At 29.0% G+C, this 23,643-nt stretch carries 25 protein-coding genes; all 25 read left to right on the top strand.

Going from position 1 to position 23,643, the window contains the following annotated elements:
- Positions 1-8 precede the first annotated feature (8 nt).
- The 25 genes from rnc to scfB all read left to right on the top strand — a co-directional run bounded on the left by rnc (position 9) and on the right by scfB (position 23,574).
- Positions 9-707, top strand: a complete 699-nt coding sequence (rnc, locus tag HGPB_RS04635; RefSeq protein WP_019132533.1) for a ribonuclease III — start codon at positions 9-11, stop codon at positions 705-707.
- The gene (locus HGPB_RS04630; protein ID WP_019132532.1) at positions 700-1,770 is read left to right on the top strand and encodes an elongator complex protein 3; all 1,071 of its coding nucleotides are present in this window, start codon (positions 700-702) and stop codon (positions 1,768-1,770) included. Before rnc ends, HGPB_RS04630 begins: the two co-directional genes overlap by 8 nt.
- The gene (gene smc / locus HGPB_RS04625; RefSeq protein WP_019132531.1) at positions 1,761-5,297 is read left to right on the top strand and encodes a chromosome segregation protein SMC; all 3,537 of its coding nucleotides are present in this window, start codon (positions 1,761-1,763) and stop codon (positions 5,295-5,297) included. Before HGPB_RS04630 ends, smc begins: the two co-directional genes overlap by 10 nt.
- Before the next feature lie 10 nt (positions 5,298-5,307).
- Positions 5,308-6,675: a signal recognition particle-docking protein FtsY gene (gene ftsY / locus HGPB_RS04620; protein WP_019132530.1), complete on the top strand. Its 1,368-nt coding sequence runs from the start codon at positions 5,308-5,310 to the stop codon at positions 6,673-6,675.
- Positions 6,676-6,693: 18 nt separating this feature from the next.
- The gene (alr, locus tag HGPB_RS04615; protein WP_019132529.1) at positions 6,694-7,869 is read left to right on the top strand and encodes an alanine racemase; all 1,176 of its coding nucleotides are present in this window, start codon (positions 6,694-6,696) and stop codon (positions 7,867-7,869) included.
- A 79-nt stretch (positions 7,870-7,948) separates the two neighbouring features.
- On the top strand, positions 7,949-8,329 hold the full coding sequence (ylxM, locus tag HGPB_RS04610) for a YlxM family DNA-binding protein (RefSeq protein ID WP_019132528.1): 381 nt from the start codon (positions 7,949-7,951) through the stop codon (positions 8,327-8,329).
- 11 nt (positions 8,330-8,340) lie between these two features.
- The gene (gene ffh, locus HGPB_RS04605) at positions 8,341-9,681 is read left to right on the top strand and encodes a signal recognition particle protein (RefSeq protein WP_019132527.1); all 1,341 of its coding nucleotides are present in this window, start codon (positions 8,341-8,343) and stop codon (positions 9,679-9,681) included.
- Between the two features lie 53 nt (positions 9,682-9,734).
- Positions 9,735-10,016: a 30S ribosomal protein S16 gene (gene rpsP, locus HGPB_RS04600; protein WP_019132526.1), complete on the top strand. Its 282-nt coding sequence runs from the start codon at positions 9,735-9,737 to the stop codon at positions 10,014-10,016.
- Between the two features lie 18 nt (positions 10,017-10,034).
- Positions 10,035-10,268, top strand: coding sequence for a KH domain-containing protein (locus tag HGPB_RS04595; RefSeq protein WP_019132525.1), 234 nt, complete (start codon positions 10,035-10,037; stop codon positions 10,266-10,268).
- Entirely contained in the window at positions 10,255-10,767 is a 513-nt protein-coding gene (rimM, locus tag HGPB_RS04590; protein WP_019132524.1) for a ribosome maturation factor RimM, read from the top strand. Before HGPB_RS04595 ends, rimM begins: the two co-directional genes overlap by 14 nt.
- A complete protein-coding gene (gene trmD, locus HGPB_RS04585) occupies positions 10,764-11,489 on the top strand; it encodes a tRNA (guanosine(37)-N1)-methyltransferase TrmD (protein ID WP_019132523.1) in 726 nt (241 codons plus the stop codon). Before rimM ends, trmD begins: the two co-directional genes overlap by 4 nt.
- A 4-nt stretch (positions 11,490-11,493) precedes the next feature.
- Positions 11,494-11,841, top strand: a complete 348-nt coding sequence (gene rplS / locus HGPB_RS04580; protein WP_019132522.1) for a 50S ribosomal protein L19 — start codon at positions 11,494-11,496, stop codon at positions 11,839-11,841.
- 138 nt (positions 11,842-11,979) lie between these two features.
- Positions 11,980-13,638, top strand: coding sequence for a glycosyl hydrolase family 18 protein (locus tag HGPB_RS04575; RefSeq protein ID WP_019132521.1), 1,659 nt, complete (start codon positions 11,980-11,982; stop codon positions 13,636-13,638).
- Between the two features lie 53 nt (positions 13,639-13,691).
- Positions 13,692-14,330, top strand: coding sequence for a zinc dependent phospholipase C family protein (locus HGPB_RS04570; protein WP_019132520.1), 639 nt, complete (start codon positions 13,692-13,694; stop codon positions 14,328-14,330).
- A 70-nt stretch (positions 14,331-14,400) separates the two neighbouring features.
- Positions 14,401-15,399 (top strand): aspartate--ammonia ligase, encoded by a 999-nt coding sequence (gene asnA / locus HGPB_RS04565; RefSeq protein ID WP_019132519.1) that lies wholly within the window; start codon positions 14,401-14,403, stop codon positions 15,397-15,399.
- A 91-nt stretch (positions 15,400-15,490) separates the two neighbouring features.
- Positions 15,491-16,270, top strand: coding sequence for a hypothetical protein (locus tag HGPB_RS04560; RefSeq protein ID WP_019132518.1), 780 nt, complete (start codon positions 15,491-15,493; stop codon positions 16,268-16,270).
- 32 nt (positions 16,271-16,302) lie between these two features.
- Entirely contained in the window at positions 16,303-16,797 is a 495-nt protein-coding gene (gene ruvC, locus HGPB_RS04555; RefSeq protein WP_019132517.1) for a crossover junction endodeoxyribonuclease RuvC, read from the top strand.
- Positions 16,797-17,390: a Holliday junction branch migration protein RuvA gene (gene ruvA / locus HGPB_RS04550; RefSeq protein WP_019132516.1), complete on the top strand. Its 594-nt coding sequence runs from the start codon at positions 16,797-16,799 to the stop codon at positions 17,388-17,390. Before ruvC ends, ruvA begins: the two co-directional genes overlap by 1 nt.
- A 6-nt stretch (positions 17,391-17,396) precedes the next feature.
- Entirely contained in the window at positions 17,397-18,413 is a 1,017-nt protein-coding gene (ruvB, locus tag HGPB_RS04545; protein ID WP_019132515.1) for a Holliday junction branch migration DNA helicase RuvB, read from the top strand.
- Positions 18,410-19,540: a SpoIID/LytB domain-containing protein gene (locus tag HGPB_RS04540; protein WP_019132514.1), complete on the top strand. Its 1,131-nt coding sequence runs from the start codon at positions 18,410-18,412 to the stop codon at positions 19,538-19,540. The genes ruvB and HGPB_RS04540 overlap by 4 nt, the downstream gene beginning before the upstream one ends.
- A 14-nt stretch (positions 19,541-19,554) precedes the next feature.
- Positions 19,555-20,577 carry a tRNA preQ1(34) S-adenosylmethionine ribosyltransferase-isomerase QueA gene (gene queA, locus HGPB_RS04535; protein WP_019132513.1) on the top strand — a complete coding sequence of 341 codons (1,023 nt, stop codon included), beginning with the start codon at positions 19,555-19,557 and terminating at the stop codon, positions 20,575-20,577.
- A gap of 7 nt (positions 20,578-20,584) precedes the next feature.
- Positions 20,585-21,697 carry a tRNA guanosine(34) transglycosylase Tgt gene (gene tgt, locus HGPB_RS04530; protein WP_019132512.1) on the top strand — a complete coding sequence of 371 codons (1,113 nt, stop codon included), beginning with the start codon at positions 20,585-20,587 and terminating at the stop codon, positions 21,695-21,697.
- Between the two features lie 29 nt (positions 21,698-21,726).
- Positions 21,727-22,014 (top strand): preprotein translocase subunit YajC, encoded by a 288-nt coding sequence (gene yajC / locus HGPB_RS04525; RefSeq protein ID WP_019132511.1) that lies wholly within the window; start codon positions 21,727-21,729, stop codon positions 22,012-22,014.
- A 16-nt stretch (positions 22,015-22,030) separates the two neighbouring features.
- A complete protein-coding gene (gene scfA / locus HGPB_RS04520; RefSeq protein ID WP_019132510.1) occupies positions 22,031-22,177 on the top strand; it encodes a six-cysteine ranthipeptide SCIFF in 147 nt (48 codons plus the stop codon).
- Between the two features lie 50 nt (positions 22,178-22,227).
- Positions 22,228-23,574 carry a thioether cross-link-forming SCIFF peptide maturase gene (gene scfB, locus HGPB_RS04515; protein ID WP_019132509.1) on the top strand — a complete coding sequence of 449 codons (1,347 nt, stop codon included), beginning with the start codon at positions 22,228-22,230 and terminating at the stop codon, positions 23,572-23,574.
- Positions 23,575-23,643 lie beyond the last annotated feature (69 nt).

Genomic DNA, 23,643 nt, shown 5'->3' with positions numbered 1-23,643 from the left:
GTGATCATTTGACCAGAAAAACAGATAGGCTTCTTGAAAAGATTAATTATAAGTTTAACAATCAAACCTTATTTGAAACAGCCCTTACTCACTCATCTTTTGTAAATGAGCAAGAATATGAATTGAGTAGTAACGAAAGACTTGAATTTTTGGGCGATGCTGTTTTAGGAATGATAATAGCTGAGTATTTTTTTCAAAAATATAAAAATCTGAGGGAAGGTTATCTATCAAAATATAGATCAAAAATTGTAAGCGAAAATAGCTTATTTTATATTGGAAAAGATTTGCAACTTGGAGAATATATAAGGCTTGGGCAGGGAGAAGAGAGAAGTGGTGGAAGAGAAAAGACATCAATCTTATCTGACTGCGTAGAAGCTTTGATTGGTGCTATATACCTTGATTCTAATTATGAAAATACTAGGTCTATAGTTTTAGAATTATTCTCTGCAATGCTTGATAAAGTTGAAAAAGAGGGAAATATTTCTAATTATAAATCTGCCCTTCAAGAATATTGCCAAAAGAGAAGAAGCTTTAATATAGATTATGTATTAACAGATCAAATAGGACCTGATAATGATAAGAGTTTTTTTATTGACTTGAGAGTTAATGGAAAAACTTTTAGTAAGGGAATTGGCAAAAGCAAAAAGAAAGCAGAACAAAATGCTGCTTATTTAGCACTTAAAAAGTTTGGTGAGATTGTTGAGTAAAATAAATATTATACCTATTTTTGTACCACACCTAGGTTGTCCAAATGACTGTGTTTTTTGCAATCAAAAGAAAATAGCCCAAGCTAGCACTGATGTGGATAAATCCTTTGTAAAAGATAGGATTGAAGAATACTTATCTTATTTTAAGGATAAGACAAATACTGAAATAGCTTTTTATGGTGGATCTTTTACAGCCATAGACCGCGATATTCAAAATTCTCTCTTGCAAGTAGCAAAAGAATATAAAGAAGCTGGTAAAGTAAAATCTATAAGATTATCGACTAGACCAGACTGCATAGATGAGAAGATTTTAGAAAACTTAAAAGACCATCTTGTAGATACTATAGAACTTGGAGTTCAAAGTTTAGACGAAAAGGTTTTGGAATTATCAAAAAGAGGGCACAATGCCTCCTGTGTTTACCAAGCTTCACAAATGATAAAAGATTTTGGATTTAACTTAGGACTACAACAAATGTTGGGGCTTCCAGGAGATAGCAAAGAGTCTTGCTATTATACAGCTTGTGAATTTAAAAAGATTGGTCCCAAATTTGTCAGAATATATCCAAGTTTAGTAATTAAACAAACTAGTATGGAAAAAGATTATAAGGCTGGTAAATATAAGCCGATAAGCTTTGATGAAACTATAGAAATATCAAAAGAATTAGTTAAATTTTATGAGCTTAATGGAATTGAAGTTATAAGGCTTGGTCTACAGCCAACAGAAAATATTCAGCTTGGAAAAGATGTTGTTGCTGGTCCTTTTCATCCATCTATAAGACAGTTCGTTGATGGCGAGATTTTTTATGATATAATTTATAATTTTTTAAAGGATAAAAATATTACTAAAGAAGAAGTTACTATATTTGCATCTAATAAAAATATATCGAATATATCAGGACAAAAGTCTGCCATTAAAAAAAGACTAATAAATAATTTAAAGTTAAAAAATCTTAGATTAACATATAAAGATTTGGACGAAAATCATTTAATTTTATCATATAAAGATAAGATAGAAGAGATAGATATAAGAAAATTGATAAAGACGGAGATAGTATGCGATTAAAAAGTTTATACATACAAGGATTTAAATCTTTTGCAAATAAAACTAAAATTGAATTTAACGATGAGATTACTTGTATTGTAGGCCCTAATGGCAGTGGCAAGAGTAATATCGCAGATGCCATAACTTGGGTTTTGGGAGAATCTTCTGCAAAAAATTTAAGAGGAGATAAGATGGAAGATGTTATATTTTCCGGATCTGCCAATAAAAAATCCCTATCTCTTGCTGAGGTAACCATTTTATTTGATAATTCAGATAGGACTTTAAACCTAGACTATGACGAGGTTTCTGTAACTAGGAGAATGTATAGGTCTAGCGAGACAGAGTTTCTTATAAACAATACAAAATGCAGACTAAAAGACATTAAAGAATTATTTATGGACACGGGAATTGGAAAAGATGGATATTCTTTAATAGGGCAAGGAAAAATTGGATCTATTTTAAACACAAAAGCCGAGCAAAGAAGGTTTGTATTTGATGAAGCTGCTGGGATTTCTAAATATAAGATGAAAAAACAGCAAAGTGAAAACAAATTAAAAAATACAGAAGATAATATTATAAGATTAAATGATATTATCAGCCAAATGAAAGACAGGGAAGAAGTTCTTAGAGTAGAAGCTGAAAAAGCAAAAGAATTTAAAACTTTGAGTCAGGAATTAAAACTATACGAATTGGCTGATAGTAAAAAGAAAGTATTGGCAAATAGACAAAAACTAAAGAAGCTTGAAGAAGAAAGTTCAAAGATAGAAGAAGAAATAAAAAAGATTGATGAATCTTTAAAAGTCCTTAGAGAAAATAAAATAAATCTAGAAAGCCAAGAAGAGAAAATAGAGAGCTTCATCGATGAAAAGCAAAATATATATTATAGATTAGATAATGAAATTGAAAAAAATAAAAATCAATTGGATTTCATTTCAAATAGGTCTAAAGATATTGAAGAAATAAATAGATCATCTAATTTAAGCGTAGAAAAGCTTGCTAATTCTAATCAAATCCTAGAAAAAGAAATCGAAGAACTAAAGTTTTCTGTAGCTGAAAAAAATCAAAGAAAAAATGATTTATTAAAAGAAGTAGAAGAAGTAAAAGACTTGCTAGATGAAAAACTTGAAGAAGAAAAAATTCAAGAAGAGTTAAGACAAAAAGAAAGTGAAAAAAGATTAGAAAACCACAGGCAAAAATCATTTTTTGAATCAAGACTTAGCTTATCGGAATCGCTTATTCAAGACAGAAAAGCAAGACTTGAAACAATTGATAAAAACTTAAATATTTTATTAAAAAACAATGATGAAATATTAGAGAGTAAGGATAATCAAGCTAGAAAAATAGAAGATTTAAATAAAGAAAAAATATCTATAGAAGAGAATATAAAAACAATAAATAAATCGCTTGAGGAAAATAAGACTTCTTTATCACAAGAAGTCAATAAATATGAAAGCATTAGAAATGAAATTTCTAATAAAGCCGCAAGACTAAATGCCCTAAAAAACATAAGTGAAAACTATGAAGGTTATAGCAAGAGTGTAAAATTATTTATGAATGCAACAAAAAACGAGGGACTTTTCAAAGGAAGTCTACTAGGACCAGTTGCTGATAATATAAAGCTTGAAAAAAAATATGAAAAGGCAATTTCAATAGCTCTTGGCTATGCTCAACAAAATATAATTATAAAAAATGAAAACGATGCGGCTCAGATGGTAAGCTACTTAAATAAAAAAAGATTTGGTAGGGTTACATTTTTGCCCATAGATTCGCTTAGATTTAGAAAATCAAATATCGATTTATCTACATATAACATTAAGGGACTACTTGGTTTTGCAAATCAATTTGTAAAATATGATAAGGAAATAGAAAGAGTAATTGATTTTTTATTAGCTAGGATTATAATCTGCCAAGATTTCAACTCAGCAAAAGCAATTTCTTCTGCTTTAAATAAGTCTTATAGAGTTGTTAGCTTGGATGGAGATAGCTTTAATATTGGTGGATCAATTACAGCGGGTGAAACATCAAGAAATAGCAATAACTTGCTATCGAGAAAAGTTGAAATTGATCAATTAAAATTAGATATAAAAGATCTAGATTTAAATCAAGGAAAAATTAAAAATAATATAAATTTATTAGAAAGTGAAAGTGAAAAATTAAAAACTTCACTAGATTCTGAGTATGAAAGTCAAAAAGATATCCTATCTAGGATTCAAAAAGCAGAGTCAATACTTATTAATTTAAAAGATACAAAAACTTCTAATGACAAATATATAGAAGACTATCAAGATCAAAAAGAAAGATTAGTTTTTGAAATAGAAAACAATAAAAAAGAAAATGAAGACTATAGGTTTAAACTAGAAGAAATTGATAAATTAATATCCGCTGATCAGGGTCAAACAAATCAAGACATGATGACAGAGCTAAAAAAAGATATAGAAGCTAAAAAAGATAAAAAAGTATCTTTAGATATGAAACTAGTTGAAATATCTTCAGAAGTTAAGTCTTTGGAAAGAGAGATATCAAACAAAGAAGACCTTATTAGAAATAATAAAAGTGATATCTTGGCTCAAGATGAAAAAATAAAAACTAATGAAATTGCTATAACAGAAAATCAAGCTAAGCTAGAAAATATCAAGGAAAGCATTCTTAAATTAGAGTCAGATATGAAACTTAGCGATAAAGAGTTAAAAGAGTCCAAGACAAAGCTTTCTGAGATCAAAGATAAATTAACAAAAGTTAGTCAAGAAATAGAAGATAAGAGAGATATCTTGATAAAATCTGAAAAAGATCTCATAAAAATACAGTCTAAATTTGATAAATTTGAAGAAAATATCAACTTAAATTTAGAATTCATAAAAAACAAATATGACATAAATCTAGATGATAATGATGTAGATATAGAATCCTTAAAAAATATAAGAGAAAATATTAATTCTTTAAATGAAAAAATTAAAGAGCTTGGCCAAGTAAACATTTTAGCAATAGACGAATATAGAGAATTAAAAGAAGAATATGATTTTAATTTAAAACAAAAAGATGACTTATTATTATCTAGAAAAGAAATAATAAATGTTATATTAGAACTAGAAGATGAAATGCAAAAGTCTTTTAAAGATACCTTTAATAAAGTAGCTAAATATTTTAATGAGATTTTTGTAGAATTATTTAATGGCGGCCAGGCAAAATTAAGCATTGTTGGTGATGATTTACTTGAAAGTGGTATAGAAATAAATGTTCAACCACCAGGGAAAAAACTCCAATCATTATCTCTTTTATCTGGGGGAGAAAGGTCGTTAACAGCAGTTGCACTTTTATTTGCTTTTTTAAAAGTAAGACCGGCACCTTTTTGCATACTAGATGAAATAGATGCTGCACTAGATGATAGCAATATTTTAAGATATGCAGATTATATAAAGAGCATAGAAGATATACAATTTATTATAATAACTCATAGAAAATTATCCATGGAAATAGCAAATGCTCTGTATGGCGTAACCATGGAAGAAAAGGGAGTTAGTAAACTTATATCTGTTAAATTAAAAAAATAGGAGAGAAGATATGTTTAAGTGGATTAAAAATGTATTTAAAAATGAAGATGAAGAAATTTTAGAAGAAAATAAGGAAAAAGACCAGGAAAAATTATCAGAGGCAGAGGACAAAGAAGAAAATTTAACCAAAGAAGATTTAGAAGTCTCTAAAGAAGAAATAGATACAAAAGAAAAGCAAGAAAAAATCGAAGAAGAAACTGATAAAGAAATCAATCAAACAGACCAAATAGAAGAAAAATCTGATGAAGCTAAAGATGAAGCTTTTCAAGAAATAAAGGCAGAAGATAAAGAAGAAGATTTATCAGAAGAAAGTGATAAGGAAACAGAAGAAGTAGAATCAGTAGAAAATATTGAAAAAATAGAAGAAAAACAAATCGAAGAAACAAAAGATGAAATTGAAATAAAAGAAGAAAAGATTGAGCAAGTAGAAGAAATAAAAGTAGACGAAGATAATCAAGAAGAAAAACCGGTTTCATTTTTTAAAAGATTAAAAAGTGGACTTACAAAGACTAGAAATGAAATGGGAGTAAAGATCAATACAATTCTTGGTCAATATGTAAAAATTGATGATGAATTATTAGAAGATCTTGAAGATACTTTGATTTCTGCTGATGTTGGAATGGATACAACAATGAAACTCATAGATAATCTAAGAGAAACTATAATTCAAAATAAAATCAACGATCCAAACCAAGTTTTACCACTTTTAAAAGAAGAAGTAAAAAAACTAATGGATCCAGATCTTGATACAAGTCTTTCACAAGAATCTCCTCTTATAATATTAGTAATCGGAGTTAATGGAGTTGGAAAAACAACAACAATTGGTAAACTTTCATCAAGATTAAAAGCAAATGGCAAAAAAGTCTTAATAGCTGCAGCAGATACATTTAGAGCAGCGGCAATAGACCAATTAAAAACTTGGGGCACAAGATCAGGAGTAGATGTAATAGCTCACTCTGAAGGAGCAGACCCTGCAGCAGTTATATTTGATGCAATAGCAGCAGCAAAATCTAGAAATACAGATGTTTTAATTTGCGATACAGCAGGTAGACTTCATAATAAGGCTAACCTTATGAAAGAACTTGAAAAAATAAATAAAGTAATTAGCAGAGAATATCCAGAAGCTGCAAGAGAAACAATATTAGTTCTAGATGCAACAACAGGACAAAATGCTATTAGCCAAGCTAAAACATTTAAAGAAACTTGTGATCCAACAGGAATTGCCCTAACAAAACTTGATGGAACTGCAAAAGGTGGAGTTGTAATAGCACTTCAAAGTGAACTTAAACTACCTATAAAACTAGTAGGAGTAGGGGAACAAATTGAAGACCTACAAGACTTCAACATGAATAATTTTATAAATGCGATTTTTGATTAGTGGGAGGAAATGTAAGTGATGCAAACAACAAGAGCTGCTTGGATAGAGGTAAATTTAGATAAACTTGTATCAAATATAAATAAAATTAAAGCTAACATCTCTGATAAATCTTTTATAATATCAGTAGTTAAATATAATGCATATTCTTTGGGAGCTAGTGAAGTTGTAAGAACTTTGCTTGACCAAGGAATAGACTTTTTTGCAGTAGCTACAATGACAGAAGCATTAGCTTTAAGAAAAGATTTTCCAAATATTAAAATATTAATTCTCGGTCATTGCGAACTTGAAAATTATAAAGAAGCAATCGAAAAAGGTATAAGACTCACTATATTTAATCTCGAAGAAGCTAGATATTTAAATAATCTTGCAAAGAGTTTAAAGAAAAAAGCAAATATTCATATAGCTCTTGATACTGGCATGGGTAGGATTGGATTTTTCTGCAATGAGGATTCTGTTTTAGAAATAGAAAAGATAAATAATTTAGAAAATGTGAATATTGAAGGAATTTTTTCTCACTTTGCAGTAGCCGATACAGATCCTGAATACACTAAAATGCAATTTAATAATTTTATGAAAGTTATTAAAGCCTTAGAAGAAAAAAATATCAATATTAAAATAAAACATATTAGTAATTCTCAGGCCATACTTCACTACAAAGAGTACAATTTAGATGCAGTAAGACCTGGAATAATCCAATATGGATCAGATGAAGGGTATCCAAGTGAATTTGAAGATTTTAAACTTGATTTTGTAGCGGAGCTAAAGGCTAAGATTTCACATATAAAAACAATAAATCCAGGTGATAAGATAAGTTATGGTCTTATATTTACAGCAAAAGAGAAAATGAAAATCGCCACACTTCCGATTGGGTATGCAGATGGAATTTTAAGACAACTAAGTGGTAAGCTAGATATTTTAGTAAATGGGAAAAGATGTAAACAAATTGGAAACATATGTATGGATCAAATGATGATAGATGTGACGGGTGTTGATTGTAAAATAGATGATGAAGTTGTAATCTTTGGTAAACAAGGTGAGGAATATATAGATATAGCAGAAATCGCAGAAATTGCAGATGAAATTGTTACATCCTATATATGTCATCTTTCTTACAGATTACCTAGAATTTATATTAAGAATAATAAAAAATACAAGATAATTGATCCAGTTTTAAACATAGAAAAAGAATTTTGATAAATGTAGCAATTTGCTACATTTATTTTTTTAAAATCATTGACAAGCTTAAATAATAAAGTTACAATATATAAGGTCAATGAAAAAGATTGACAGAAAGAGTCTTGGTGATATAGTGATTAGTGATGTTTTTGAAATAAATATGTTAATGGACTTTTATAAGAATTTATTGTCTGTGAAGCAGCAAAAAGTATTGAGTATGTACTATGATTATGATTATTCATTAACAGAAATTGCTGATCAATTAGATATAAGCAAGCAGGCTGTTTCAAATAACATAAAAAGAGCTGAATTAAGGCTTAGGTTTTTTGAGAAGAATTTAAAACTTGTAAAAAACTTTATGGAAAAAAAAGAAAAAGACGAAAAGTTAAAAAAACTTTTTACAGAATTAAGAAAAGAAGGAAATGACAAAAGCAAAGAAATTATAGATGAAATTTCTTCTATAATATTTGACGCTTAAGGAGGTGTAGTATGGTATTTGAATCCCTTTCAGACAAATTGCAAAATACTCTATCAAAATTAACAGGTAAAGGTAAATTATCTGAAAAAGATATTGATGCTGCAATGAGAGAGGTTAGACTTGCACTTCTAGAAGCCGATGTTAACTTTAAAGTTGTCAAAAACTTTGTAAAAAAAGTTAAAGAAAGATCGCTTGGTCAAGAAGTTATGGAGTCCTTAACTCCCGGACAACAAGTAATAAAGATTGTTAATGATGAACTTAAAAAATTAATGGGAGAAACTGAGGCTAAGATTGACTTTTCTAAGAAACCAACTGTTATTCTAATGAGTGGGTTGCAGGGTGCTGGTAAAACAACCACATCAGCAAAACTTGCAAATCTTATGAAAAAACAATCTAAAAGACCATTATTAGTAGCTTGTGACGTTTACAGACCTGCTGCAATAAAACAATTACAAGTTGTTGGAGAACAGGTTGGAGTGCCAGTTTTTTCTATGGGAGATAAGATAAGTCCTGTAGATATAGCAAAAGCAGCTGTGGAACATGCTAAAAAAAATGGCAATGATGTTGTAATACTAGATACAGCTGGTAGGCTTCATATAGATGAAGATCTAATGAATGAACTGCAAGAAATTGTAAATGAAACTGAACCAAGTGAAATACTATTAGTATTAGATGCTATGACAGGACAAGACGCAGTTAATGTCGCAGAAGCTTTTGATTCTAGATTAAAATTAACAGGTGTTATACTAACAAAACTTGATGGTGATGCAAGAGGTGGTGCTGCTTTATCAATTAGAGCAGTAACAGATGTTCCAATTAAGTTTATAGCTACTGGAGAAAAGCTAGATCAATTAGAAACTTTCCATCCGGATAGAATGTCTAATAGAATTTTAGGCATGGGCGATGTATTAAGTTTAATTGAAAAAGCTCAAGCAAATTTTGATGAGAAGAAAGCATCAGAATTAGAACAAAAACTTAGAACTCAATCATTTACATTTGATGACTTTTTAGATCAGATGGAACAAATGAAAAATATGGGTCCTTTAGAAGATATTCTTGCAATGATTCCTGGAATGAATAATAAAGCTTTAAAAAATGTAAAGATTGATGAAAAAGAATTCGTTAAAGTTGAAGCTATTATTAAATCCATGACAAAGGAAGAAAGAGTTAAGCCAGATATAATAGATGTATCTAGAAGAAAAAGGATAGCCGAGGGAAGTGGTTGCTCACCGGCAGATGTAAATAAATTGCTAAAACAGTTTAAAGATTTAAGAAAAATGATGAAGCAATTTGGTAAGATGGGAAATAAAATGAAGAGAGGCTCAAGATTTAAGATGCCTTTTCCCTTTTAATTAGTTAAAATTTATTTTATATAAATTTATTTTATATGTGGAGGTGAATTTAATTGGCAGTAAAAATTAGATTAAGAAGAATGGGAGCTAAAAAAAGCCCTTTTTATAGAATAGTTGTTGCTGATTCTCGTAGTCCAAGAAATGGTAGGTTTATTGAAGAAATAGGTTATTATGATCCATTAACTGAACCTAAAAAAGTTGTTGTTGATGCTGAAAAAGTAAATTCATGGATTAAGAATGGTGCAAAACCAACAGACACAGTTGATAGACTTTTCAAAGAAAATAGTGTCTATGAAGCTAAAGAAGAAGTTAAAGAAGAAAAAGAAGTTAACTGATTTCTATGGAGGATAATTATGGTTGAATTAGTTGAATATATAGCCAAAAATTTAGTTGATGAACCTCAAAAGGTAGAAATCACCTCTGTTAGAGAAGATAATTTTTTAAGGATAATTCTTAGAGTTGACCAAAATGATATGGGAAAGATCATAGGTAAGCAAGGCAGAATTGCTAAATCTATCAGGTCAATTTTAAAGGCAATTTCTTTAAAGGAAGATATAAAGGTAAATTTAGAAATTGAAGAAGCTTGATGAATTTACAATAATTGGCAAGATAATAAATACCAAGGGTATAAAAGGTGAATTAAAAATTTATCCTATTACAAAAAGCATAGATAGATTTTATGATCTAGAATATGTTTACCTTGGTGAATCTTTAGATAAGTTAAAGATAAAAAAAGTCCATGACTATAATGATTTAGTCTATATAACTTTTGAAGGATATGAGGACATAAATAAGGTTTTAAAATTTAAAGACCAACATATTTATGTAGATGATGAGGACAAGCTTGAATTAGAAGAGGGCGAGTACTTCGTTGATGATATTATCGGTTTAGAAGTTGTAGATTTAAGTGGCAAAAAGCTTGGAAAAATTATTGATGTTATTGAAAATCCTGCTAATGACTTGTATGTTTTAGAAGGTTTAAATAAAAATTTATCTTATATCCCTGCAGTTTCAGAATTTATAAAAGATATAGATTTTGAAAAGAAGATACTTACTATTGATCCTATAGAGGGACTGATAAATTGAAATTTAGTATACTCACAATTTTTCCAGAATTTTTTGATGGCTTGAAAGATTATAGCATTATAGCAAGAGCAATAAAGAATAATTTAATAGAAGTAGAAACAGTAAATATCAGAGATTTTTCTAATGACAAACATAAGAAAGTTGATGATTATCCTTACGGTGGTGGACCTGGCATGCTTATGCAGGTTGAACCTATTTATAGGAGTATTGAGTCTGTAAGAACTGATAAATCTAGAGTTATATATCTTTCTCCACATGGGAAAAGACTTAATCAAGCTAAATTAGTAGAACTATCTAAAGAAGATCATCTGGTCTTATTAAATGGTCACTATGAAGGAATAGATTATAGAATAGTTGAAAATTATGTAGATGAAGAAATTTCCATTGGAGATTTTGTTTTAACTGGAGCAGAGATTGCATCTATGTTGATAGTAGATGGAGTTTCTAGACTAATTCCTGGTGTTTTATCTAGTGAAGAGTCTTATATGGAGGAGTCTTTTTATAATGGATTTCTTGAATATCCACAATATACAAGACCTAGGACTTTTAATGATCTTAGCGTTCCTGATATATTACTTAGTGGCGACCATGAAAAAATTAGAGAATACAGAAAATTCATGTCTTTAAAATTAACTTATTTGAAAAGACCAGATTTAATAGACAGGGAAAAATTAAGTGACTATGAAAAAGAATTACTATCCAAAATAGAAGAGGGGAGGTAAAACGATGGACATAATAAGAGCAATAGAAGAAGAACAAATTAATAAAGATTTACCTGAAATTTCAGTGGGTGATACAGTACAAGTATATTATAGAATAATTGAAGGATCTAGAGAAAGAGTTCAATTATTTGAAGGAACTGTAATTAAAATTCAAGGAGAAAGCTCAAGAAAAACTTTCACAGTAAGAAGACTTTCTTACGGTGTTGGAGTTGAAAGAACATTCTTACTAAACTCTCCAAGAATAGCAGAATTAAAAGTTACAAGAAAAGGTAAAGTTAGAAGATCTAAACTTTATTATATTAGACAAAGACAAGGTAAATCAGCTAAGGTTAAAGAAAGAACTAATTATTAATTACTTTGCTTTTAAATGGTGTAGTTATGGCTATGCCATTTTTTTATTTGTTTTAATAGTTTTACTAATAAAGCTTTTCAATTTTGATATTTAATATTATAATGAGAGTATCATATTTTATAATATGGAGTTGATTATATGAAAAAAATATTTATCGGCTTACTAGTTGTACTTGTTTTTATAGGAGGATTTGGATTTTTCCTAATGAACAAAAGAGGATCTAGTAAGACTTCTGAAAAATATAATGATTTTTCTTTTATTTCAGAAGATAAAGATATAGACAAGGAAGATTTTACCAGAAATGATGGAATGTTTTATCTATCATTAGATTATATTAAAGAATACTTAGATGAAGATGCTCATTATGATAAAGCAGAAAAAACTATTGTATTAGTAAACGATAAAGGAACAAAAAGAATTCCTTTAGATTCTAAACAAATGGATTTGAATGGGCAAACTATTGAATTAAGACAAGTTGCTTATGAAAAAGGAGATAAGATATATCTACCAATAGAAGCTTTTATTTATGATTATCCTGTAGAATTAAGATACATAAAAGATAAAAATTTATTGGTTCTAGATAGAAAAGATTTTATATATTCGAAGGGCATTTCAACTGGTGATGGACTTAATATGAGAGAAAAAGCAAATACATCTTCACCACTGGTTGCTATATTAAATGACAAAGATGAAGTTTATGTTTATGGAGAAAAGGGAGACTTCTATAGGGTTCGTCAAATTGATGGATATATGGGATATATAAGAAAAGACCTTTTGGATGTAGACTATCCAGAAGATAAATTTAAGATTGAAAAAACTCAAGATGTTGACAAAAAAGAGGCTACTTCAAAGCCTCTTAATTTAACTTGGGACTATAAATATGCTAGACAAAGTGATGAATCTGTAGAACAAATTGTAAATGTTCCTGGTCTTGATGTAATATGTCCAACTTGGTTCTCAATAGGAAATGTAAATGCAGATGTAATCGATAGAGGAAATATGAATTATGTAAATAAATATAATGAGCTTGGAATTGATGTCTGGGCATATTTAGATAATTCATTTGATCCTGATATTACCCATGAAGTTTTAAAAAGTTCAGCTAAAAGAGAAAAAGTTATTAATTCATGCAGAGCTTTAATTAAACAATATGGTTTGAAAGGAATAAATATAGATTTTGAACATACAAAAATAGATGATAGGGACAATATAACCCAATTTGTTAGAGAAATAAATGGAGTTTTAAAACAAGACGGTATAGTAGTAAGTGTAGCAGTTACACCTCAAATATCTTCAAATGTAAAGAAAGAACCCTATGATAGATATGAACTTTCAAAAGTAGCAGATTATATTATGGTAATGGCATATGACCAACACTGGGCATCATCAGACAAAGCTGGATCTGTAGCAGAATATAGTTGGGTAGAGGGAAATATAAATAATTTATTTTCATCCATACCAAAAGAAAAGTTTATATTATGCATACCATTTTATTCTAGACTCTGGGCTGAATCATCAGGTGATTTAAAGTCCCAATCTTTGTCAATGGAACAAGTAAACAATTTAATAGCCAAATACTCGCTAAATCCAAAATGGGATGAAGAGATAAAGCAAAGTATTGCAGAATATTCTAATGATGGTAAAGACTATAAGTTATGGATTGAAAATTCAAAAAGTATAGAATACAAAACAAAACTTGTTAACAAATATAATCTAGCTGGAATTGCAAGCTGGAGAAAAGGATTTGAAACACCAGAAATTTGGACAAGTATAAATAATAATTTATATCAAAAATAAGATATATATTTGACAAAAAAATCTATATTTAATAAAATGTATTTATAAAGAAGGTGTTTAAAATACTAGCAGAAACACATAGAATAATAGCAGAAGAAACTTATAAACATATCTTAGAAGATTATAATATAGAATTGAATTTAGATAAGCTAAAATGGGGGAGTGTTGCACCAGATGTTCTTCCATACTATAGATTGAAAAGACACTACCTTGATGAAAGTGTTTCTTGGATATCTAAGGAAATTTCAAACCTGATTTATCTTAGTAGATATCATAAATTTGGTGAAGAAGTTGATTCCTTTTTCATGAAATTTTTTAGCAGACAATTAGGTGTAATTTTTCATTACCTTTCAGATTATAATTGCTATCCTCACGCAAACAGGATAACTTATACAAAATCTATGAGAGAACATATGAAATATGAATCTGAAATGAATATATATGCAAAAAAACATAAATTTGAGTTTAAGAAACTAGAATTAGCAAATATTGACTTGTATGGTTCAGATTTAACAAAACTTAATACAAAAATTGAAGAATACATTAAGGATTACGTTAAAGAATATCTATCAAGCGAAAATAGTTTCTCTAATGATATGGATTTTGCATTTAGCTTATGCCTAAACATATCAGCGTTTGTATTCGCTACAATTCTTAATTATAGTGAAGATATGGAATATCAATTTATTTAAGATTTTAATTTTAAAAGAGAAATCTATCATCATAATATAGATGATAGATTTTTTATTTATAGGAGGAATAATGAGAAACAATTCAGAAGTTAAATCTTTGGATTTGAAAGAAACACAAATAGCAATAAAATCTTTGAAAGACTATTTTCAAAGAGACTTAGCTAATACCTTAAACCTAGCTAGAATATCTGCTCCAATCATGGTAAGACCAGAAACAGGGCTAAATGATAACCTAAGCGGTGTTGAAAAGGCTGTTAATTTTGATATTAGAAATTATAAAATAAATGTTGAAATTGTTCAGTCATTAGCAAAATGGAAAAGAAATGCTTTACATGAATATAATTTTAAATGCTATGAAGGCCTATATGCTGATATGAACGCCTTAAGACCAGATGAAACACTAGATGCTACTCATTCGGTTTATGTAGACCAATGGGATTGGGAAAAAATCATATCAAAAGAGGATAGAAATATTGATTTTTTAAAAGTAATTGTAAGTGAAATTTATGAAGTTTTTAAAAGATCTGAAGAGTATATAAATCAAGTTTATCCATATGTATTAAGTAAAAAACTTCCTGACCAAATATATTTTATAACAGCAGAAGATCTTCTAAAACTATATCCTGATGCTAGCCCGAAGGAAAGAGAAAGACTAATAACAAGAGAAAAAAGAGCTGTATTCATAATAGGAATTGGTAGAGATTTATCAAATGGTGAGCCACACGATTTAAGATCTCCAGACTATGATGATTGGGATTTAAATGGAGATATTTTATTCTGGGATGATGTATTAGGAGATGCCTTAGAACTATCTAGTATGGGAATAAGGGTTGATTCAGATTCTCTAAAAGAGCAATTAAAACTTTCAGATAAAGAAGAAAGATTAGAAATGGATTATCATAAAAATATTGTTTCAAACAAGCTTCCATACACAATTGGAGGAGGAATAGGACAATCAAGACTATGTATGTTCTTCCTAGAAAAGAGCCATATAGGTGAGGTACAAGCTTCTGTGTGGGATGACTCAACAATTAAAAAAGCAAAGAAAGATAATATAACTTTATTGTAAAATAAATATTATAATTAGGTTACAAAAATTTTAATTCTTACACTTTTGGAAATATATATAGTATAATATATTTATTCTAATGGAGGATTTTATGGAAGCTATATCAAGAAATAATAAAGATAATAAGAATAGTGACAGATTTTCTTTTTCTGATATAAAAAAATTTTTGATAGAGAAATTCCTATATGATAATGATACAGAATCATTAAATATATTACTTAACATATATGAATTTGAAGGGAAAATAGATAATATCAATCCTGCCTATCTGTCTTTAAAACATTTGAAAAAAGACATTATTAAATTTTTAGAGAAAAAAGAAGGTAAAGAATTAATTTCTTATAATTTATCAAATTTAATATATCCAGATATTAATAGATTTGAATTATATCTTTATTTGGAAGGTTATAGGGCTGGTGCTAAATCAATAAAAGCAGCCAATATACTTGAGAAAGTTTCTTTTAAATACATAGGAATAGAAGAATTATACGTAAGACAAGAGCTTTTTAACTATGATATAAAAAATAATGAAGTATTAAAGTTAAAGCAAAATATTATTAATAATCTCAGAAGAGATAATAATGTAAGATCTTTTATATACGATTCAGTTTTTAAATTTAATATTAAATTTTTAAAAAGAAAAATATTTAAATTAAATGATTATCTTGATAAACAATTAATTTTAAATTTTGATATAAAAGATGAGAATAGTGATAAAAAGTTTATGGAAATGAACTCACATCTTTCTAGAAAAGATCTAGCAGGATTAAATAAAAAAATTGTAAAATTTCTTTATAGAGATGGGATGAGAGTTTTTGAAAATGCTTTTTGGAATGGCTTAAATGATAATGTAATGAAGAGGTATAAATAAAACTAAGATCTAGGTCTTAGTTTTTTATTATTATGATAATTTTAGGAATTGACCCAGGACTTGCAACAATTGGATACGGAGTAATTGAAGTAATAGGAAATAAGTTTAAGACCTTAGAATATGGAATTATTTCAACACCAGCTAAAATGGACTTTGCTAATCGACTTTTAAAGATTCATAGAGACTTAGATATGATTATTAGAAAATATAGACCAGATGATATTGCATTTGAAGAATTATTTTTTAATAAGAATGTAAAAACAGCTATTAATGTAGCTCACGCAAGAGGAGTTTTAATCTTAACATCTAAAATGTATAATGAAGAACTTTATGAATATACACCCTTGCAGATAAAACAAGCTGTTGTTGGATACGGAAGAGCTGATAAAAACCAGGTACAGCAGATGGTTAAATTTATTTTAAATTTAGAAAAAATACCAAAGCCAGACGATGCTGCTGATGCCTTGGCTGTTGCTTTAATTCACGCATTTTGTTTAAAGAATAAAGATTTGTATAGGATGAAATAATGATAGATTTTATTGAAGGCAGGCTTGCCTATAAAAGCAATAAGGACATTGTTTTGCTTTGTAATGGAATAGGATACAGTATAACAATGTCAGAATATGAAATTAGAAGTATTAGTTCAGATGAATATATGAAAATTTTTACAAGGCTTATTGTAAGAGAGGATTCACTGACTTTATATGGATTTTTAGATAGAGATTCTAGAATGCTTTTTGATCTTTTAACCACTGTTTCAACAATTGGACCAAAGGTTGCAATGGGCATATTATCGAATATGGAAATAGCAAATATAGTAAAATATATAAAAACATCTAATATTGAGCAGCTGACAAAAGCTCCTGGAATTGGCAAAAAAACTGCTCAAAGAATTATATTAGAATTAAAAGATAAATTAGATGGTTTTGATTTTCTACTTGCAAAAACTGAAGATGATTTTGAAGAATATGAGGAAGATCTAGACAAGGAGCCAGCTATTGAAGCACTTACTAATTTAGGGTACAATAAATATGAAGCTAGCAAGGCTCTAGAGAAAGTAGATATGAGTCTTGATATATCAGATATCATAAAACAGGCTTTAAAAAATTTAGGAAGGTAGATACTTTTGGATGAAAATAGAATAGTTGAGCCGAGTTTTACAGCGATGGATTCTGGTACAGAAAATAATCTAAGGCCTAGATGGCTAGAGCAATATATAGGGCAACATGGAGCTGTTGAAAAATTAAAGATATTTTTAGAGGCGGCAAAGAGAAGAAATGAACCTCTTGATCATGTTCTTTTGAGTGGACCTCCAGGACTTGGTAAGACTACTTTAAGTCATATAATAGCCAATGAGATGGGGGTAAATATAAAAGTAACTAGTGGTCCTGCAATAGAAAGAGCAGGAGATCTTGCTAGTATTTTATCCAATTTAAATGAAAACGATGTTTTATTTATAGATGAAATCCATAGGATTAATAAATCTATTGAAGAAATTCTTTACCCAGCAATGGAAGACTATGCACTCGATATAATTGTAGGTAAGGGGCCATCTGCAAGATCAATTAGATTGGATTTGCAAAAGTTTACTCTTATAGGAGCGACTACAAGGACAGGACAGTTAACATCTCCTTTAAGAGATAGATTTGGTGTTTTATTAAATCTTGAATTATACGATGTTGAATCCCTTAAGGAGATTATAAAAAGATCTTCTACAATTTTGGGAATTGAAATAGAAGAAGATGGTGCAGAAGAAATAGCAAAAAGATCTAGAGGAACCCCTAGAATAGCTAATAGAATTTTAAAAAGAGTAAGGGACTATGCTGAGGTTAAAGACCAAGGAGTAATCAATAAAGATGTTGCAACAAAAGGATTGAAATTGCTTGGCATAGATGATTATGGTCTTGATAATCTTGATAGAAAAATTATCTTAACCATGATTGAAAATTTTTCTGGAAGACCGGTTGGAGTGGATGCTATAGCAGCTTCAGTTGGAGAAGATAAGGTAACAATTGAAGATGTTTATGAGCCTTATCTAATGCAAATAGGCTTTATAAATCGAACACCTAGAGGCAGAGTTGCAAGCAAAAAAGCCTATGATCACTTTGGTATAGAATATAAAAATGAGGAGAATGCTTTATGAAAAAGACATTTCTTTTACTAGTTTTAAGTATTTTATTAATACCTAGTAAAATTTTTGCAAGTAGTGATGATTTTTTAAAAGTAAAAGTTGGAGCATCATTAAATGATGGACAAAAAATAAAAATAACATCAAAGTCCAATATTTCTGTTGTTGATAGAGGTTTTAATAAAATAATAGAGCTTGGAAGCAAGGAAGTTGAACTTCTATATAAGGATGGCAAAGCTTCACTTATAAATAAAGATAAGACATATTCATCCAATTTTTCAACTGATGGATATCTTATGTTAGCAAGTGATAATAATCTTAAATTAAAAAATGAATACAGAGGTTACATATGCTTTATTAAAAATGGAAAATCAATAAACGTAATAAACTATGTTAACATTGAAGACTACTTAAAAGGAGTAGTACCAAAAGAAATTTACTCAAGTGCAAAAACGGAGGCACTAAAAGCCCAAGCAATAGTTTCAAGATCTTTTGCTCTATCAAATATTAATAAAAACATAAAAAAGGGATACAATCTTGATGATACAACATCTTGCCAAGTTTATGGTGGAGTTACAGCTGAAAAACCATCTACTAATAAGGCTGTTGATGATACTAAAGGGCAAGTTATTACTTATAAAGGCAAAATAGCCAATACAATATTTGGAGCATCATCAGGTGGGGTAACAGCTGATGCTTCGGAAGTTTGGGGTGGAAACAAGTTAGAATATATGACTTCTTTTTCTGATCCATATTCAGACCATCCATGGACTTTAGAATTAAAAAAAGAAAATATTAATTCAATATTAAAAGCAAAAGGAATAAAAATTGGCGATTTTATTGGATTTAATATAAAGGAATATGATAGCTCTGGTAGGATTAAAAACCTTGAATTAATCGGGACAAATGGAAGCAAAGAAATAAGTGGAAATACGCTAAGATCTTATTTTGGAAATACAAAATGTAAATCAACTTTATTTACAATTAGTCAAGAAAATGACAAATTTGTACTTAAAGGAAATGGTTATGGACATGGGGTTGGAATGAGTCAATATGGAGCTATGAATATGGCCAAAGAAGGTAAAAGTTGCGAAGATATAATTACTTTTTACTTTCCTAACACTAAGCTAGAATCTAGATAATTAGAAGGGGTTTTATGAAGACAGAAGATTTTTATTACGATTTACCAGAAGAATTAATAGCACAACACCCATTAAAGAACAGGTCAGATTCTAGGCTGATGTTGTTAAATAAAGATAATGGAGAAATTGAGCATAAACATTTTTATGATATTATTAACTATTTAAATCCTGGCGATGTTTTAGTATTAAATAATACTAAAGTAATGCCAGCTCGTCTTTTTGGACATAGAGAAAATAAAGATGAGAAAATAGAAGTCTTATTGTTAAAACAAAAAGAAGATGATATTTGGGAATGTTTAACAAAACCTGGCAAAAAAACTAAAATAGGAAGTAAAATTATATTTTCTGATAAATTAAAAGCTGAAGTTGTAGATATAAGTGAGGATGGAAGCAGGTATATTAAATTTTTCTATAATGGAATATTTAATGAAATCTTAGATGAATTAGGAGAAATGCCACTTCCTCCATATATAAAAGAAAAACTAGAAGATAAAAGTAGATATCAAACTATTTATTCTAAAGTCGAAGGATCAGCAGCTGCACCAACTGCAGGGCTTCATTTTACTGAAAAACTTCTAGAAGAAATAAAGAATAAGGGAATAGATATAGTTTATTTAACTCTTCATATCGGGCTTGGAACATTTAGACCGGTTAAGGCTGATAGAATAGAAGACCATCAGATGCACTCTGAATACTATATTTTAAACGAGGATGCTGCAAAAAGAATTAATAAAGCGAGAGAAAATGGAAATAGGGTAATAGCTGTGGGAACAACTTCAGTCAGAACTTTAGAATCTATTGCAGCTGATGATGGAAGACTAAGTGAAAAATCAGGATGGACAGATATATTTATATATCCAGGTTATAAATTTAAAGCAGTAGATGCTTTGATTACAAATTTTCATTTACCTGAATCCACTCTTGTTATGTTAGTAAGTGCTTTTGCAAGCAAAGAAAAAATTTTAAATGCATATAATGAAGCTATAAAAGAAAAATATAGATTTTTTAGTTTCGGGGATGCAATGTTTATATATTAGGTGATTTATGTTTAAATACGAATTAATAAAAAAATCCAATGAATGTAATGCAAGACTTGGAAAAATTTATACAGACCATGGAGAAATTGAAACACCAATATTTATGCCAGTAGGTACAAGGGCCACTGTAAAAACTATGACACCAGATGAATTAAAAGATATAGGATCCCAAATTATCCTTGGAAATACTTATCATCTTTATTTAAGGCCTGGAATGGATATCATAAAAAAGGCAGGCGGTCTTCATAAGTTTATGAATTGGGACCTACCGATACTTACTGATAGTGGAGGATTTCAAGTTTTCAGTTTAGCCAATAATAGAAAAATATATGAAGATGGTGTAGAGTTTAGGTCTCATATAGATGGATCTAAACAATTTATATCGCCAGAAATATCAATTGATATACAAAACACTCTTGGCTCAGATATAATGATGAGCTTTGATGAGTGTGCACCTTATCCAGCTGATTATGATTATATTAAAAATTCCATGGAAAGAACTACAAGGTGGGCAAAAAGATGCAAAGACCACCATAAAAATACAGATAAACAAGCTTTATTTGGAATAGTCCAAGGTGGTATGTACAAAGATTTAAGAGAAAGATCTGCAAGAGATCTTGTTGATTTAGATTTCCCGGGTTATTCAATAGGTGGATTAAGTGTTGGAGAACCCTTGGAACTTATGAATGAAATGCTTGATCATACTATACAGTTTCTACCTGAAGATAAACCAAGATATAATATGGGAATTGGTTCACCTAATTATATTTTTGAATCTGTTGAAAGAGGAATAGATATGATGGACTGTGTTCTACCAACAAGAATAGCTAGAAATGGAACAGTATTTACATCAGATGGCAGACTTGTTATAAAAAATGCAAGATATAAAGAAGATTTTAGTCCATTAGATCATAATTGTGATTGTTACACTTGTAAAAATTACACAAGAGCCTACATCAGACACTTATTTAATGTAGATGAAATACTTGGACTTAGACTTGCAACAATTCATAATTTATACTTTTTGATAGAACTTATGGAAAAAATTAGAGAATCTATAAAAAATGATAATTTCAAGTCATTAAAAGATGACTTTTATAAAAAATATGGTTATAATTAATCTATAGATGGATAGATAGGAGGGATTTTTTGGATACTAACCAATTAATTGGAAGTATAGCACCTTTCATATTAATGATAGCAGCTTTCTATTTTCTATTTATTCGACCTCAAAAAAAGAGAGAAAATGAAATTAAGGATATGAGAAGTAACCTTAAAGTTGGTGATGAAATCATCACTATAGGTGGAATAAAAGGTAAAATAGTTTTAATAAAAGAAGACTATATAGCCATAGAAAGTTCTGGAAATAATACTAGAATCGAACTAATGAAGTGGGGAGTTAATGGTGTCATTAACGATAAAGAAGATCTAAAATAAAATTCTGGGGGTACATATGAAATTAATAAAAACACTAACAAGAAAAAATATTAAAGACACTTTTGCTAAAGGTGGATGTGGTGAATGCCAAACATCTTGCCAATCAGCTTGTAAAACTAGCTGTACAGTAGGAAATCAAAAGTGTGAAAATACTAATAAATAATTGGGTTGTATATACAACCCAATTATTTATTTTAGAAAGATGGGATTAAAATGGGTATTCATAAATTTTATTTAAATGATAAATATATTATTTTAGATATAGCAAGCGGATCTGTCCATGTGGTAGATAAGATAATTTATGATTTAGTGGATGATTTTGAAAATATGACAAAATCTGAAATAATTGAAAAATATAAAAAAGAATATGAAGAAGAATTAATAGCTGAAGCTTTGGATGAGATTAAAATATTAAAAGAGGAAGGTTTACTTTTTTCAGAAGATCAAACTTTTTTAAAAGAGCATTATAATGAAGCTAATATAATTAAAGCGGCCTGTCTACACGTTGCTCATGATTGTAATTTAAGCTGTAATTATTGTTTTGCTTCTCAAGGAAATTTCAAAGGACAAAGAGAACTTATGAATGAAGAAGTTGGCAAAAGAGCTTTAGATTTTCTAATAGAAAACTCAGGAAACAGAAGAAATATCGAACTTGATTTCTTTGGTGGAGAGCCTCTCATGAACTTTGATCTTGTTAAAAAGCTGGTTGCATATGGAAGAAAAATAGAAAAAGAACACAATAAACACTTTAGATTTACAATAACAACAAACGGAGTCTTATTAAGTGATGACAAGATAGATTTTATTAACGAAAACATGGATAATGTTGTTTTATCACTCGATGGAAGAAAAGATATAAATGATTGCATGAGACCAACAGTAAATGGCAAAGGTTCATATGATATCATCGTTCCAAAATTTAAAAAATTAGTAGAAAAAAGGGGCGATAAAGACTACTATATCAGAGGTACATTTACTAATAGTAATTTAGATTTTTCAGAAGATTTAAAAACTTTTTATGAAGAAGGTTTTGAAAAGACATCAATCGAACCAGTAGTTACAGATGAAAAAGAACCCTATGCAATAAGAGAAGAACACCTTGAAAAGATTTTACAAGAATATGAAAAATTAAGTAAAGATTATATGAAAATTAGAAAAGTAGATAAAGACTTTTTATTTTTCCATTTTATGATTGACTTAAATCAAGGTCCTTGTGCTGTTAAAAGAAGTGTTGGGTGTGGTGCAGGCTCAGAATATGTAGCTATAACTCCTGAAGGAGATGTTTATCCTTGTCACCAATTTGTTGGCGAAGAAGAATTTAAGCTAGGGGATATTTTCAACGGAATTAAAAATACAGAATTAAGAGATGAATTTAAATCCACAAATATATATACAAAAAAATCTTGTCCAACATGCTGGGCTAGATATTATTGTAGTGGGGGCTGCCATGCAAATGCATTTTATTCAAATGGAAATATAAAAGAACCATTTGAAATAGGTTGCAAAATGGAAAAGAAAAGAATTGAATGTGCTATTTCTATAGTAGCTAATGAGATGTAAGAGTGTCGATAAAATCGACGCTCTTCTTTTTTTGCAAGCATCTAGAAGTATTTATTAATAATATGATTT

Source organism: Peptoniphilus obesi ph1 (assembly GCF_000311865.1).
Classification (GTDB): Bacteria; Bacillota; Clostridia; order Tissierellales; family Peptoniphilaceae; genus Peptoniphilus_E; species Peptoniphilus_E obesi.
Note: the sequence above shows the minus strand (reverse complement) of the source record. Positions and strands in the feature narration are given on the sequence as shown.